This window comes from Paenibacillus hemerocallicola (assembly GCF_006265175.1).
Lineage (GTDB): Bacteria > Bacillota > Bacilli > Paenibacillales > NBRC-103111 > Paenibacillus_AB > Paenibacillus_AB hemerocallicola.
This window is the reverse complement of the sequence record NZ_VDCQ01000030.1, coordinates 85,057-100,180: the sequence shown is the minus strand read 5'-3', so window position 1 is coordinate 100,180 and position 15,124 is coordinate 85,057. Positions and strand designations below refer to the sequence as shown.

Below are 15,124 nucleotides of genomic sequence, written 5' to 3'. Positions count from 1 at the left end.
TCGTTTCTCTTAAAGGGTGTCCACTTTTTATTCTACATGCACTGGTTCCGTTAGTTCTGCCTTTTTTTGAAAAAAAGGCTGCAAACGGTGAAATAGCGGAGCGCGGTTCCTTTATTTTGCGGTCGACGTCGGGTTTCGAGTTAATAACGGAAGCTCATTCCTCTATTCCTCGTCCTGTGCGGATAGCGGGCTCGTACGCGTGTGTTGGACTCGAAAAAAACTTCTGATCGAAGCGTTCCGATAAAGTGCATTCGTTTTAGCGTCAGCTTTCTTGCCTCAGAATTTCTCAGTCCGATATATCGGAGCATGGTTTCGAGGCTGCGCCGCTTCGGTGAACGTAGAAAAAAAGGGCTGCCCCGAGGACAACTCCCCGAAACAACCGCATTCGTCAAACGACTTCCGTTATTTAGCTCCCGTGTCGCCGCCGCCCGTGATGACGACCTCCGCGGCATTTACTTGCACCGGGTACGACTCCATGACGGGACCGGTAATGACGACCTCCAGGCTTTGCCCCGACTTCAGATCGGCCAAGGACGCCTTGTTCTTCTTCCCGTCGGCCATCGCAAACATCTTCGCGTCCTTGGGTATGCTTACGCTCGCTCTGTCGTACTGCGTACCGTTCTCCTTCGTTACTTCCATGAGGATCTGCCGGCCTTCCCCCTGCTTGTAATCGTCCACTGCTATAACAGCACCCCGTATGGTCGCAGTTTGACCGTTGCCGTTGCCATTGCCTTTGTCTTCGCCGTTTCCGCAGCCTTGAACCATGAGCAAGCTGCCGAGCAGCAGAAGCGCAGCCGCTATCGTTTTCATATAACTCCTCCTCCTTGTTCGCCAAGCTGTAAATTCAGAGGCTGTTGAAAAAGTCTGCAAAGATAGGAAGCGCCGGAGACAAGAGGTGGGGAAATGCGCTCCACATCCGTTAAAATCGTGTTGTTTTTAAGATTTTTGCGGTTTCAACACGATATTAAAGTCAACCGCTTCGCTTTCCAACATTTCCCCCGCCTCACTTTGTATTGCAAATCTCTCTTTTTGACTTTTTCAACAACCAGAAATTCATCACATAAATAGACGATGTCAACACCGCGAATGTTGCATCCAGCCCGTAATCGCGTATCCATGCGAGATCTGTCCAGCTTGTCCGACTCGGTTGACCTGAGTCCCGTTTACCGCTAGCATAGAAGAAAACAGGACGATAGGAGCATGCCCGATGGGAGAAACCCGAAAACGCATCGCGATCGATATGGACGAGGTTATGGCGGACACGCTCGGCAAAATGCTCGAATGCTACAATCGGGATTACAGCGACACGCTCACGATCGAGCATTTGCACGGGAAGAAGCTGCGGCATGTCGCCAAATGCGGCGGCGAAGTGTCCAAATACTTCGACGATCCTTTGTTTCTGCGGGATTTGAAGGTGCTGCCGGACAGCCGGGAAGTGATCCGCGAGCTGCAGGGCCGGTATGAAATTTTTATCGCCTCGGCCGCCATGGAGGTTCCGGCTTCGTTTGCGGCCAAGTACGAATGGCTCAAAGAGCATTTCGACTTCATCCCGAGCACGCATATCGTGTTCTGCGGAGACAAGAGCATCATTAACGCCGACTACCTGATCGACGATCACGCCTACCAGTTCGAGCGCTTCCGGGGACAGGGCATCCTGTATACCGCCTGCCATAACGTCGAGGAAACCCGCTACCCGCGCGTCAACAATTGGCGCGAAGTGGCGGAGATGTTCCTGAAGTGAACTGCCGCGTCGGGTGTGCCGCTTGCTGCGTCGTCGTCTCCATCTCGTCACCGATCCCCGGAATGCCGGACGGCAAGCCGGCAGGTATACGTTGCATGCAGCTTACGATCGACAACAAGTGCAGCCTGTTCGGCAAGCCCGAGCGTCCCGCCGTGTGCGGCAGCCTGATGCCCTCGGAGGAAATGTGCGGAGCTTCCGACGAGGAAGCGTACGCTTATTTGGAAGCTCTCGAGCGGCTGACCAGGCCTTAGGCTTTCATGAACCAAAAAGGCTCAGGCAAAAAACAAATTTGCCCGGGCCTTTTTAGCTTTCCACAAATTGCCGTCATCATTCGTCGTTCCGATTCTGCTCCCGCACTACTGCAGGACGACCTGATGCTGGTACTTCTCGTAATCGGCGCGCTTGCATTCGAGCGTCAGCTTCGTACCGTTCTCTTCATAGCTGGTGGACAAAATATGGGCGTTCTCGTTAAAGTAGGAAATCAAGCGCCCTTGATCGAACGGAATCAGCATCTCGCACTGCACGTAATCGTCGAAAATCCGGTCGCGTATCCGCCCGATCAGCTCGTCGATGCCGATTTTTTGCTTGGCGGACACGTACACGCGGTCTTGCTCGTTTGCAGGCCATTCGTCCCGGCCGCCGGTCAGCTCCGCCTTGTTGTAAGCATAGACGACCGGAATATGGTTTGCGCCCAGCTCCCTCAACGTTTCGTTCGTAACGGCAATCAATTGCTCGTACTCCGGGTTCGAATAATCGACGACGTGAACGAGCAGATCCGATTCCGCCACCTCCTCCAAGGTCGACCGGAACGCCTTGATCAGATGATGGGGCAAATTGCGGACGAACCCTACCGTATCCGTCAGCAGAAACGATTTGTTGTCGGGCAAGCGGATGCTCCGGACCGACGTCTCGAGCGTGGCGAACAGCATATCCTTGGCCAGCACTAGCTTGTGCGAGTCCGGATGGTACGTTTCCATCAGCGCGTTCATCATGCTCGATTTTCCGGCGTTCGTATAGCCGACCAGGCCAACGACCGGAACTTTGTTTTTGTGTCTCTGTTTCCGCTGTATTTGGCGTCCGGCTACGAGCGTCTCCAGCTCCTTGTTAAGCGCCGTAATTTTCTCTTCGATTCTTCTCCGGTCCAGCTCCAGCTTCTTCTCGCCGGTCCCTTTGTTTTTCGTGCCGACCCCGCCGCTCTGCCTGCCCAACGACTCGCGAAGACCGATCAGACGGGGCAGCATATATTGCAGCTGGGCAACCTCCACCTGCAGCTGGGCTTCCTTCGTCCGGGCACGCTCCGCAAATATTTCCAGAATCAGGATTGTGCGGTCGATCACCTTGCACTGCAAGGACGACTCCAGGTTGCGGATTTGCGAAGGGGACAGCTCGTCGTTGAAGATGACGACGTTCGCTTCAAGCTCCTCCCTTACCGCCTTCAATTCCTGGATTTTGCCCGTTCCGATGTAATGGGTCGAATTGACCCGGCTAGCCTTCTGCGTCAGTTCGCCGACGACCTCCACCTCGCACGCCGCCGCCAAATTGCGCAGCTCCTCCATGGAATACGCAAAATCTTGCTGGTTGTTCAAATTGACACCCACGATTATCGCTCGTTGTTCCATCTATTTATCATCCTCTCGTTATCGGGTCTATGCTTAAAAAGCAAAAAAACACAGACGACTGGGCCGTTGCCTGTGTTATCGGTCGAAGAGGACGCAAGGAGGATCCGCAAGGAAACGATGCTCCTCGCTTGCCGGATCGCGGGTCTTCCATAAGGAAAGAAGGAACGGATCGACGCCTGGCCCAAACGAGGATCTACCATCGCTTGCCGTAAGGCTATATCCGTTGCCATCATCCGATATGAACTTGTATCTTTTTAAAGGTGTACAACAAAAACGTCTCCGAGTGGGGTTACCTATAAAAAGACAGACCTATCCTGAGTCCTCTGCACACAGGCAGAGCCTTTGGCACTATTGATTAGCCGCGCAAAGTTCTAACTCGGATAAAGTCTACCACGTGTAACCCTCCGTTCCTTTAAGTACATCGATCTTATCACAATTCGCGTGACCGAATCAACTGGCAAGATCGGTTATAGCGATCATTCCGCATGTCCCGGCAGGCGGCCGGAGCTGCGTATTCCCGCATCATTCCCGCTCCGGCTACCAGACGGTACATTCTTTCAACCGGAGGTTCAAGATGTTCAGCGGTATGGCGCCTCGTGAATTTTTGCAGGGTGAGCCTGTCCGGAGGAAGCCCGGACGAGGAGGAAACGGCCGCAAACCGCGCATGGATCAGGGGAACGGAATAATATCCGCTCCCCCTATTTCTTTGCCGCATTCCAACGGAACGGCACCGTATCGAAGAACAGGTTCGGATTCGTAGGCACGTTATGCATCCAGAACGTGAAGTGCAGATGCGGGCCGGTGGAGAAGCCGGTCGTGCCGACAAGGCCGATAATATCGCCTTTCTTCACCCGGTCTCCCGTCTTCACGCGAAGCTCGGACAAGTGCGCGTATTGCGAGAACAAGCCCATGCCGTGGTCGAGGTAGATCGCGTTGCCGGTCAAATACAGACTGTCCGCCAAGGCTACGATACCATCATTCGTCGCTTTGATCGGAGTCCCTTCCTTGGCGGCGAGATCGATCGCCGTGTGGGAGCTGTCCAGCTTGCCGTTGACGTAACGGGTATACCCGTAAGGCGTCGTCAGGATGCCTTGGATCGGTTGGATAAAGGCGGATGTATATAAAAATTCCGGCTCCGACTTGCTGCGTGCCGCATCGATTTTTTTCTGATCGGCCTGTATGCGGTCCGTGTCCTGGCGCATGCTCTCCATCTGCTGCGATACTTGCAAATATTGCGTCTGGAACTTCTTTTCCTTGACCGTCAGAACGACATCCCCGATCGGATATTCGCCGGGCTTCGCCTGCATCGGAATCGGGATATAGGTGTAATAACCGGATCCGAACGGCTGCAGCTTGTACGTTTTCCCTTGCCAAGCCACATCGCCCGGCTTATTGTGCCGAACGAGTACGGCGTCTCCGACGGACGCCTGGTCCGGCAGCAGCGCCCACGCGGATCGCATCGCCAGCTTCGCCTGCTCGGGCGTCTCGTACAACGCCGCTTCCCGAACGGCTTGCTCCTCGCGCCTCTTCTCCGTCTGCACCGCCTCGCGCACGTCCGCCGTTACATCCGCGCGCCACGTCTCGCCGCCGTCCGTCGTAACCAGAAGCGGGATCGGCAGACCGGAGCCGCTTCCGAGCAGCGCCCAACCGAACCGGTCGGTAAGAAACTGCGATTGCTTCACCGAATAAGGCTTCGTCTCGTAGACGACCGTCGCCGGATTCGGCTGCTCGGCAGGCGCCAAGCTCCATTCTCCGCGATCCGCCGGTTCGCCGCCGGCTCCGCTGCCGGACAGAGCTTGTACGGCCGGCTCCGTCGACGAATCCTGCCATATCGCGCCTCCGTCGTTCGTAACCTTGGTCGCGCCGTCCGAATACCGCAGCCACCCATGCTCGAAATCGGTCATGCGAAACTCGACCGCCTCCGGAGCCGGTTTCTTGACCGGCAGCGACTCGATCACGGTATCCGTGGAAGGAGCCTGTGCGGGACGCTGTTCGTAGACGAGTACGGCCAAGCAGGCCGCGAGCGATACCGACAGCGCGATCCATAGCCCGCGCTTGCGGGGACGCGGCGCCATGGCGCCTCGTGCCTTCGATTTATTACGGGGATGCATGGTGTTGTCCTCCTAAGAAGTGCTTCTCGATTACGACTCTCCTTATATAGTAATCAAGAGTTCCCTCTTTTTCCAGACTCCGCGCCATAATTCCCCGCAGCAGGCCGAATTCTTCGGAAAACTCGCCGCTTCATCGGGCCGATCCGGCAGACCGACTTCCCCGCAGCTTAAACCCCGTATTTTTGCCGCAGCATACAAGCGGTTAAGGCTGCCGTCCAATGGTAATCCCGAATGGAATCGACTTTGACGCGAATATCGTACCGTTCATTGACGGGGCCCTTGCGATCGCAAGCGACTGGCGGGCGTTCGTCTTTGGCATCGTAATATTCGAACGTAACCCCGTACTGCCTGTAATACTTATCGACCAGCCCGATGCTCCGGTCCGTCAGCCGGTCGGCTTCCTCTTCCCGCCCTTGAAGCCTCAATCCCTTAATAATCAAATAATTGAGATTGATCCACGTCGGCCCCCTCCACATGTCGGTTCCCCAAAGCGGATCGGAAACCGCCAAGCTCGGCACCGGGTATGCCGTTCCGAAATGCTCCGGATCGCGCAGCAGCCCCACCAGACATTCCGTCCGCGCCGCAGGAAGCTCCTTCAGCAACAAGGGCAAGAAGCCGCTGACCGCCTTCACTCTGGAGAATTTTCCATCCATATGCTTATCGTAGAAAAAACCGTCCCGTTCGTCCCAAAGCTCCGAGACGATCCGGGAGCCCAGCTCTCTCGCCCGCTCGGACCAATAAGCGGCCTTTTCCTTCAATCCCAGCTCCACAGCCATTTGAGCCACATAGTCCATTTCCAGTGCCATAAACGTCGAAAAATCGACCGCATCCAGCGTCAATGCCTCGTCGAAGCGGCTGGAATTGTCCATTCCGGATTCCCCCGAACGGCAGTTGACGTTGCCTTCTATATGCCATTCCAGCAGTCCGTTGCCGTTAACGTCCCTGTTGCGCATATCCCATTCCAAATAGTTCTCCAAAATCGGCAGGGCATAAGCAAGCTTGTCGACCGCTTCCTGCTTCCTGTAGTTTTCCCAGACTCCCCAAGCCAGGACAGGCGGCTGCGTAATAACGCTGAGACGGCCCCCGACGGAGATTTGGTGGGCAATCATGCCGTCTTCCTTCTGCGTATCGAGCATGGTCTTCAAGCATTGCCAGGATATATCGGGGGACACGTCGTTCATCGCCAACGAATGAAACACCGTATCCCACAGCCACATATGCCTATGGGGGACCCGATCCGGCGTAGACCACATTTGCTTCATCCCGCCTTCAGGCGACAGCGTGTTCACCTTCATTACGCTGATGCATTTGCCGAGCAGCCGCTGATGGCCCGCATCGGGCAGCGCCGGGGCTTCGTCAAATATCCGCAAGCGCCGCCGCAAAATCGAGTCCACGTCGGCCGCTATGCCGATGCCCGCCGAAGCACGATCCGCAGCCTCGGCGATCGTGGAGCCGAAGCAAACGGCAAAACGTTCGCCGCTTATGCGCAGTACAACGGAATCGCCCTCCTTGGCGTCCCGGGTGACCCGCAAGCCGTCCGGCAGCTCATCCGAGTCCGTTCCGTCTTCATATTGCAGTTGCAGTCCGGCCCCTTCAGGCAACCGGCCGACAAGCGTATGCCACGCCGCATAGGTTGCCGTGAAAGGTCCGGAAGGCGCGGCAATCCTGCAAGCATCGCCGGTCGCATACACGACTTCGGCTTCGGCTTCGAGCTTCACGCTCAACCTTCGCCGTATCGGTGTATGAAACAGCAGCGAGAAATCGCTCCCCCATGTTGCGACAAACCCCGAAGCGGAGTTCGTCTCGCCATCCATGCCGGAGAAGCCGAACAAGCCTCCTTCCCCTACGATATTGGGCAGCTTGGCATTCTGCTCCACTGCTCGTCACATCCTATCTTTTTTTGTATGTATTCAGCGCCAACCGTTCGGGCTACTAACACTATAATGGATTCGTTCCGCCCTGTTCTACCTAACTTTCTTAGAGAAATTTATGTTTTTTTGCGATCGGCTTTTATGGATGGACCCGATCGTCCGGTGAAATTGCCGGAGCATGGGTTGGATCGCCACGGTTGACAAGTCGAAAAAGCATCTATATTATGAATATTAATTCATTATACAGTATATTTATTCATTTTTTTTAATGGAGGGATTGCTTCATGAACCATCTGCTTTCCTTGCAGGAGCTAAACCGCAGCGACCTGACTTGGATCGTCCAGCAAGCTCTGGCGGTCAAGCGGGAGTCGTGGCGCTACTATAACGCCTGCGAACGGAAAGGACTGCTCATGCTTTTCCAGAAGACGTCCACCCGGACGAACCTGTCGTTCCAGTCTGCCATCAACCAGTTGGGCGGATACGCCGTGCCGATGGACTGGGATTCCAGCAATTTCTCGATTTCCCCTATCCGTTACGAATCGCGCTACGCGTCGCGCAACTCCGATCTGATTATGGCCAGGCTGAAGAACCACGCCGATCTCGCGGAGCTGGCCGCATACTCGCAAGTGCCCGTCATCAACGGCTGCTGCGACAAGTACCATCCATGCCAAGCGCTGGCCGATCTGATGACCATTTACGAAACGGCCGGCTCCTTCTCCGGCGTCACCCTTACTTACGTCGGCATTCACAACAACGTGGCCAACTCGCTGATCGCCGGCTGCATGACGCTGGGAGTCCGGCTGCTGCTCGTCACTCCGATCGTCAACGAATCGTCATGGGACGAATGCCTGATGCGGCAAGCTTACGGCAGCGGGCTCGTCGAAAGGCTCGACACGTTGGCGGAGGCCATTCCGCGTTCCGATTTCGTGTATACGGACACGTGGATCGACATGGAATTTTTCCGGGACCCGCTCTACCGGGAGGAGAAGCAACGCCGAATCGATATGATGATGCCGTTTCAAGTAAACCGGGAGCAGTTGAAGGGCCGCACTCCCTATTTGATGCACGACATGCCGATTCACCCCGGCTATGAAATCGAAGAGGCGTTGATCGAATCGGAGCAATCGGTCATTTACCGCCAGGCGGAGAATCGGATGCACGTCCAGAAGGCGCTCATCCTGCATTTGCTGGAGACAGGCTGAAGCAAGCCCCGACCTGTGACGTTCCCTTCGAATGTTATTTCCCGGCAAAGAAAGTCGCGCTTCCCGCGAACGCTTCGCGAGGCGTGACGTTCCGAAAGGTCACCAAAACGCCCGTTCACCCATATGCTGTAGGCAAACATCCAATTTAAAGGAGTTTGACCAGCATGACTAACGGATTTTACGCTGAAGCCGGACCTTCGCGATGGATCGGCACCGGCCGGCTGCACGGCAGCGTTTATGGGCTTATCCCCGTACCGGACAGCCGCCAATGGGCACCGGTAACGGTCGTAGTCGGCTTGCCGATCCACGCGGCCGGCTTCTCCGCAGCGCAATTCGCCGCTCGCGGCGGTGCCGCACTGCCGCTTGCTCGTGCCGTCTTCCTGTATCCCGTACTCGTCAAAACCGCCCGCGGCAACCTGTGGGGCTATATCGACGACCGGGGCCGAATGGCCGTTCCTCCGCAGTACGAATATGCGCTCGATTTTCAGGACAACGGACTGGCCATCGTACAGCGAAGCGACAAGCAGGGCGTCATCGACACGGCCGGCCGATACGTAGTCCCTCCGATCTATAATTCGATCTCCGGATTCTCGGAAGGACTCGCTACCGTCATCGACGATCAGGGCTTCAGGGTGATCGACGATATGGGACATATTTTGACTCCGAAGGCTTATGATTACATCGGCACTTACAAAAGCGGAAGAGCCGTATTTTCCATCATCGATGCCGACGGTCACAGCCGATACGGATATTTGGACTTTCGGGGGAAAGAGGCTATCCCCGCCAGGTACGAGGAAGCGGGCGAATTTACGGACGGCAAAGCGGTCGTAAAGGTGAAGGATCGGGAATACGCCTTGATCGACACGAACGGCAACGCGCTCGCCGTCTATCCTTACGCATTTGTCGGCAGCCCCGGAGACGGCCTTCTGGCGTTTCAGCAGGAAGCTTCCGGGAAGTACGGGTATATCGATGAGGCGGGGAAAATCGTCATCGCCCCCCGTTTTACCGGCGCCTTGCCTTTCGGGGGCGGCAGAGCGGTCGTCAACATGGCCGAGGATTTCCGCAATCGGTACGGACTGATCGATAAGAAAGGCGCGTTCCTGATCCAGCCCGAGTACAACGACATCAATCCGCTCGGGGAAGACCGGTTCGCGGTCGGCAAAGCGATTGACCCGGCTCAGCCTTATATCGGCTCCGTCTATGCTCTCGCGGACGGCGGAGGCCGCATCTTGACCGACTTCAAGTTCGCCGGAATTTCCGAATACGCCCGCGGCTATGCATCGGTTTCGGATAAGCGCGCCACGTATTGGATCGACCGGAACGGTCGTCCCGTCGGCGGCCTCCCCATGTTGGAGGGCAGCGGAACGATGACGTTCGTAGGGAATCTGATCAGCGCCAACGTCGACCAGAGACAGTCTTACTACGACCTCTCGGGCAACGCCGTCTGGAAGCCGAATACGACGATACCGCTGAAGCCGCCTTACCGGGTACGGGAGCTGAAATATAAGCCCAACAAAGACTATCTCGTCTATTACCCGCAAGTAGAGGGCATGCTGGACCCGGAAGCCGAGCGGAACGTGAACGGAAAGCTGAAAACATTGTCAGCCGTAAAGCCCGTTCCTCCGCACACCCAATTGGATGCTAGCTATACCGGAGACTTCGCCGTCGCCTTTTATCGCGACCACCTGCTCGTGCTCGAGCTGGACGGATACAACTACCCGTTCGGAGCCGCCCATGGCATGCCTTCCAGAGAATACGTCCACATCAATCTCGTCATCGGCGAAACGTATGCGTTGAAGGATTTGTTCAAGCCGGGAAGCCCTTATGTTAAGCGCATTAGCGACATCATCCGCAAGCAGATCGCGACCGATCCGCAATATTCGTACGTATTCCCGGGCAGCTTCAAGGAAATTAGTCCGACGCAGCAGTTCTACGTGACCGAGGACGCTCTGCACATCGTGTTTCCGCCTTACGAAATCGCGCCTTACGCCGTCGGCTTCCCGACCTTCACGATCCCGTATTCCGAGCTGGCGGGCATCCTCGACACGGACGGCCGGTTTTGGAAATCGTTTCATTGAAGATTCCTAGGCATCGCGGCGACACTTCCTGAACCAGTGTTCACTATTTAGTGAACCTCATTTCAAATCGACTCTATTCCGTTAATATTGCTCGGCCAGGATCGAAATAGTGCTGTTTTCAACGTTACTGACCCGTTAATCCCTGGGAAATGCGGCCGAATCCAGCCATTCGACGGAAATAGTGTTCAAACCGACCTCATTGCGCCAATTGCTTGCTGTATGGGCGAACTCGGCGAATAGCGAAGCACATTTCATGCATGATCGGTGAAGACCAGCTTCCGAGACCGCAAATCCTTAAAATAGCGGAAGTGGCGTACGTTATGGACCCGAATACCCGTGTCGACAGCAAAATAGCGGAAAACCATTCCTCTATACCGCCGTTCACGATCATTTTCACCCTGAAAGATCGAAATAGCGGAAGCCTGTGCCGTTATATTCTGGAGTGTAACGGAATTCGGGGACAATAAAGGAACACAGTTCCTCTATTTACGGCAACGTGTTGGACCCGCTTCATCGAAAGGCCTCCAGGCTGTATGCGGATTATGCTCGTCGTATAGTAGAATAAAGCAAAAATCGCCTTGCTCGTGCGGAGCAAGGCGATCCTTATGAATTATGAAATTGGACGGCCGGTTATTCCGGCCGGCCCCTAATCGGCGAAATAATCGGCGAGGCCTGCCGCGATCGCAGCGGCCGCTTTCTTCTGGTAGTCGTCCTTGCGGACGGTCGCCTCGTCCCGCGAATCGGTCAAAAATCCGAGCTCGAGCAGGACGGAAGGCCGATTATTCTCCCTCAGCACATGGTAATCGCCGTACGAGATGCCGTTGCTCTTCAGGCCGAGCCCCTTCGCGAGCCGCGCTTCGATGCTGCGGGCGAGCGGACGGTCCTTTGCCTCGGAGTAATAGTACGTCAGCGTGCCGGACACTTTTTTGGGAGAAGCATTGTAATGAATGCTTACGAATGCGTCCGCCTTCTTCTTGTTGCTCGCTTCCGCCCTGCCTTCCAGCTCGGGCTGCTCCTTATCGCTTGTCCGGGTCAAATATACCTGCGCCCCGGCTCGGCGAAGCTCGTCCGCCACATATTGCGCGGTCGTCATGTTGATCGTCTTCTCCACCGTTTTGTGCGTCGACCCGATAACGCCCGGATCGGCGCCTCCGTGTCCGGGATCGATGACGATAAGCTTCCCGCGCAGCCCGCCTCCGGCTCGCTCGCTCGCGATCTGCACGCTGCCCGTCTCGTCCAAATACCGTCCCGACACCCAGCCGATTTCGACTCCGGGGGCCCGGACCTGAACCCAGCCGTTGTCCCGCTTCAGAATCGTGACTCGCGTCCCCTTGGACAGCACTCCCGTCGCTTCGTTGTCGGCCCCTGGACCGCTGCGCACGTACAGCGTGTCCGCCAGAACGGTAGCCTCCTTGCCGGACTGCTCCTTTGCGGCGGCCGTTTTGTCCGCGGCGGCTTTGCCGGTGGCCGCTTTGTCGTTCTCCACAACGGCGGCGGCTACCTTGCCCGGCTGCACCTTCGTCGTACTTCCACCGGATGCGCTTTCGCCCGGCGTCTTGGAGGAGCCGCTCAGCTTTTTCAAATAATGTCCGGCGACCCAGCCCTTTTTCTTGCCCGCCTCTATTTTGACCCAACCGTATGCCTCATCGGAAACGTTGATGATCTCGCCTTTCTTCAAGGAACCGACTATGTCCGACCGGCTCGCCGGTTCGCCGCGGATGTTCAGCACATCGGCGACTACTTGGGCCTTGTACGTTTCAGCGGCGCTCGCTTTATCCGTCATGTGCCAGAAGCTGCCGAGCATGACGCCGCAAATCAGAACCGCTTTGCGCGCAATTGGTTTCATATTAGCCCTCTTGGTCTTTCCCAAAAAATAGTCATGCTTTAATTTACCATTTCCGACATGCGGAAAACAAATGCCGTCAGAACCGTTTTTCTTATCCGAAAAGGCAAAATCGAGTCGAATTCCGCCGCAAAAAAATTGTTGAAATGTCTCGAAAAACAGTAAACTCGCAAGGTCGACCCGCCGTCTAATGGATATGGAAATGAAACGCACCATGGTTTTGCGGGGAGAGGAAGAACATGAGGAGAAAGAAGCTGCTCCGACTAACGGTTGTCACCTTGGTCATGCTGCTGTGCTTGGGCATTTATTCGAGCGAAACCGCGCTGCTTACCGATGAGCGCCAGATGACCGTCATCGCACAAGACATGTCCGCCGCGCCGGACGCTCCCCCTGTTGTGATGGAGAAGAGCGAACCTGCCAAGGATGCCGTTCCGGTGAAGAAGCCGCCGGTCGGGGAAACCGCAGCGCTCAAGCCCGATGCCGGAACGACTCCGGTCCGGACGGATCAGGGCGGCAAAGCCGCGGAAGATCCGGTCAAGAACGCCGTGCACAAACCGGCTGACGGTCAAGGTCCGGCGGCTCGCAAGCAGGGGGTCAAACGCGTCGCGCTGACATTCGACGACGGCCCCGACAAAAAGTATACGCCGCTTATTCTGGACGTGCTGAAAAAGCGGGAAGTGAAAGCGACCTTTTTCGTCGTAGGCATTCAAGTCGCGAAGTACGGGGACGTACTCAAGCGGATCTCAGAGGAGGGCCATGCTATCGGCAATCATACATGGGATCATGCGGATTTGACGAAACGGACGGCCGAGCAGGTCGCCGAGCAAATCGACAAAACCGATACCGCGATCCGGAAAGCGCTCGGCACCGGAACGGCTTTGTTCCGCCCGCCTTACGGAGCCGCCGACGAGCAGGTGAAGACTTCGTCCGCCGCCGCTCATCAGCACCTCGTCCTATGGACGGTCGACACCCGCGACTGGGCGGGCACCTCGTCCGCAGAGATGCTCGACAAAGTCAAAAAGCAGACGAAGCCGGATGGCATCATTCTCATGCACTGCTTCGGAGGCAAAAACGGCAAGCTCGACAATACCGTCGAAGCGCTGCCGCAGGTGATCGATTATTTGAAGGGAGAAGGCTACACGTTCGTCACCGTGAACGAGCTGATGGCCGAGCAGGCATAACAATAGCGAAGCGCGACGCTCCCGCGGGCGGAACAAGCAGATCCGCTATCTGCCCGCTAGACCGTCAACCGTGAGCTATCGGGCATTGGGCGTCCAGCTGCTTGTGCGGGCACTCTTTTTCCCCTTCCGCCCCTTCTTGATAAAAGAAATTCGGAGTAGCGACCCGGTCCTCATAGTGCTTATGGAAAATCGGCGTCGTCGCGGGGGATACCGGCGGAATGAGCCAAGTCCAGTCCCCCGTTACGGGCCGGCCGTTCCGGGTTTCCCTGTCCTCGAACCTCATAAACTGCCGAGCCGCCGTATGATGGTCGACGATCATGACGCCGTTCTCCTTATAGGAATGAAGGACGGCCACATTCAGCTCCACCAACGCTTTATCGCGCCACAAGTACGATTCCCGGGACGTATCGAGCCCCATCAGGGAAGCTATCCGGGGCAGCAAATTGTACCGGTGCTCGTCCGCCAAGTTTCTCGCCCCGATCTCCGTTCCCATATACCAGCCGTTGAACGGCGCGGCCGTATAAGAGAGTCCTCCGATCTCGAGCCGCATGTTGGACACGATCGGTACCGCATACCATTTCAGCCGCAAATCGGCCAACCCCGGCAGCTCCGGATGGGTCAGCGGCACCTCCATGACGATCTCCGGAGGAATCGGAAACAGGCGCGGCGTCCGATCCCCGATCTGCACGACAAGCGGCAGCACGTCGAAAGGGGTCCCTTCCCCCCGCCAGCCGAGCCGCATGCACAGCTTCGTAAACGTCACCGAATCGGGATCGCCGACAACGCCTTGCACCGTCTCGTAGCCGGCATACCGGATCAATTGGTAGTTCAGAATCAGCACCCTCCGCTGCGGCTCGGCCACCGGACGGAAGACGGTAAGCGCCGGACGTATTTTTCCGCCGTTCGTGGCATTCGCGATATGGCCGATCAACGCCCCCGCGATGTCCTCCTCCGTCTCCAAGCCGCGGGCGTCCCATACCTCCAGCGTCTCCCAGAACAACCGGCCGATGCACCGGTTGCTGTTGCGCCAGGCCATCCTCGCGCCGTGCCGCAGCTCCTCCTCCGTATGCCCATAGCAGCCTTGCTCGGCTATCGCCCTCTTCACTTCAACCAATCGCCGTTCCGTTTCCTCCGCGCTTCTGCCGAGCTCCGCATAGCACACCCGAATGAACCGCTCCGCCTCTTCCCGTAACGCCAGATGCTCCGACATAGTCGCTCGTTCTCCGTTTCGCTTATGATGCTTGTAGTAACCTTGCCGGGATACTGGAAAACCCGTTTTGATCGATTGATTTCCGACAACTGTAAACCATCCTGTTATTTCGTGTGAAATTACGATTTGTCGCGTTTTTACTGGAAAAACTACATGATAATGTTGCAAATCGCCGAATTCGAACTTCTCGAACGAAATTAGCTGCATGTTTTCCATCTCGCATCTTAAATTTGGGCTGCAGCCGCCGACATTTGCTGTACATTTTGAA

The 15,124-nt window shown here is 56.3% G+C and carries 11 protein-coding genes; 5 read left to right on the top strand and 6 right to left on the bottom strand.

Features of this window, described 5'->3' with window-relative positions; translation table 11 throughout:
• Positions 1–402: 402 nt before the first annotated feature.
• Entirely contained in the window at positions 403–810 is a 408-nt protein-coding gene (locus tag FE784_RS20835; protein WP_139604159.1) for a DUF3221 domain-containing protein, read from the bottom strand.
• Between the two features lie 397 nt (positions 811–1,207).
• Here FE784_RS20835 and FE784_RS20830 point away from each other — a divergent pair, with 397 nt between their 5' ends.
• Both FE784_RS20830 and FE784_RS20825 read left to right on the top strand, forming a co-directional pair.
• Positions 1,208–1,741, top strand: coding sequence for a 5' nucleotidase, NT5C type (locus tag FE784_RS20830; protein ID WP_139604158.1), 534 nt, complete (start codon positions 1,208–1,210; stop codon positions 1,739–1,741).
• Positions 1,738–1,992 carry a YkgJ family cysteine cluster protein gene (locus tag FE784_RS20825; RefSeq protein ID WP_139604157.1) on the top strand — a complete coding sequence of 85 codons (255 nt, stop codon included), beginning with the start codon at positions 1,738–1,740 and terminating at the stop codon, positions 1,990–1,992. Before FE784_RS20830 ends, FE784_RS20825 begins: the two co-directional genes overlap by 4 nt.
• Positions 1,993–2,097: 105 nt before the next feature.
• On the opposite strand, the gene hflX is transcribed toward FE784_RS20825, so the two are convergent.
• From hflX to FE784_RS20810, 3 genes are all read right to left on the bottom strand, one after another.
• Positions 2,098–3,360 (bottom strand): GTPase HflX, encoded by a 1,263-nt coding sequence (hflX, locus tag FE784_RS20820; protein ID WP_139604156.1) that lies wholly within the window; start codon positions 3,358–3,360, stop codon positions 2,098–2,100.
• A gap of 698 nt (positions 3,361–4,058) precedes the next feature.
• A complete protein-coding gene (locus FE784_RS20815) occupies positions 4,059–5,471 on the bottom strand; it encodes a peptidoglycan DD-metalloendopeptidase family protein (RefSeq protein WP_139604155.1) in 1,413 nt (470 codons plus the stop codon).
• 167 nt (positions 5,472–5,638) lie between these two features.
• Complete coding sequence (locus FE784_RS20810) at positions 5,639–7,348, bottom strand: amylo-alpha-1,6-glucosidase (RefSeq protein WP_139604154.1); 1,710 nt, start codon at positions 7,346–7,348, stop codon at positions 5,639–5,641.
• A gap of 278 nt (positions 7,349–7,626) precedes the next feature.
• On the opposite strand from FE784_RS20810, the gene FE784_RS20805 reads away from it, so the two are divergent.
• Complete coding sequence (locus FE784_RS20805) at positions 7,627–8,544, top strand: Rossmann-fold NAD(P)-binding domain-containing protein (protein ID WP_139604153.1); 918 nt, start codon at positions 7,627–7,629, stop codon at positions 8,542–8,544.
• 164 nt (positions 8,545–8,708) lie between these two features.
• On the top strand, positions 8,709–10,622 hold the full coding sequence (locus FE784_RS20800; RefSeq protein ID WP_139604152.1) for a WG repeat-containing protein: 1,914 nt from the start codon (positions 8,709–8,711) through the stop codon (positions 10,620–10,622).
• 646 nt (positions 10,623–11,268) lie between these two features.
• Here the strand turns inward: FE784_RS20800 and FE784_RS20795 are convergent.
• Positions 11,269–12,468, bottom strand: coding sequence for an N-acetylmuramoyl-L-alanine amidase family protein (locus FE784_RS20795; protein WP_139604151.1), 1,200 nt, complete (start codon positions 12,466–12,468; stop codon positions 11,269–11,271).
• Positions 12,469–12,704: 236 nt separating this feature from the next.
• Between FE784_RS20795 and FE784_RS20790 the strand changes: the two genes are divergently transcribed.
• The gene (locus tag FE784_RS20790; protein WP_246132112.1) at positions 12,705–13,646 is read left to right on the top strand and encodes a polysaccharide deacetylase family protein; all 942 of its coding nucleotides are present in this window, start codon (positions 12,705–12,707) and stop codon (positions 13,644–13,646) included.
• Positions 13,647–13,710: 64 nt separating this feature from the next.
• Here the strand turns inward: FE784_RS20790 and FE784_RS20785 are convergent, their stop codons facing one another.
• Entirely contained in the window at positions 13,711–14,856 is a 1,146-nt protein-coding gene (locus FE784_RS20785) for a nitric oxide synthase oxygenase (protein WP_139604150.1), read from the bottom strand.
• Between the last annotated feature and the right edge of the window lie 268 nt (positions 14,857–15,124).

Bases quoted from the DNA above. Each gene is read 5' to 3' on its own strand.
- FE784_RS20835 (WP_139604159.1), bottom strand. From the start codon at position 810: ATGAAAACGATAGCGGCTGCGCTTCTGCTGCTCGGCAGCTTGCTCATG.
- FE784_RS20830 (WP_139604158.1), top strand. From the start codon at position 1,208: ATGGGAGAAACCCGAAAACGCATCGCGATCGATATGGACGAGGTTATG.
- hflX (WP_139604156.1), bottom strand. From the start codon at position 3,360: ATGGAACAACGAGCGATAATCGTGGGTGTCAATTTGAACAACCAGCAA.
- FE784_RS20815 (WP_139604155.1), bottom strand. From the start codon at position 5,471: ATGCATCCCCGTAATAAATCGAAGGCACGAGGCGCCATGGCGCCGCGT.
- FE784_RS20805 (WP_139604153.1), top strand. From the start codon at position 7,627: ATGAACCATCTGCTTTCCTTGCAGGAGCTAAACCGCAGCGACCTGACT.
- FE784_RS20800 (WP_139604152.1), top strand. From the start codon at position 8,709: ATGACTAACGGATTTTACGCTGAAGCCGGACCTTCGCGATGGATCGGC.
- FE784_RS20795 (WP_139604151.1), bottom strand. From the start codon at position 12,468: ATGAAACCAATTGCGCGCAAAGCGGTTCTGATTTGCGGCGTCATGCTC.
- FE784_RS20790 (WP_246132112.1), top strand. From the start codon at position 12,705: ATGAGGAGAAAGAAGCTGCTCCGACTAACGGTTGTCACCTTGGTCATG.
- FE784_RS20785 (WP_139604150.1), bottom strand. From the start codon at position 14,856: ATGTCGGAGCATCTGGCGTTACGGGAAGAGGCGGAGCGGTTCATTCGG.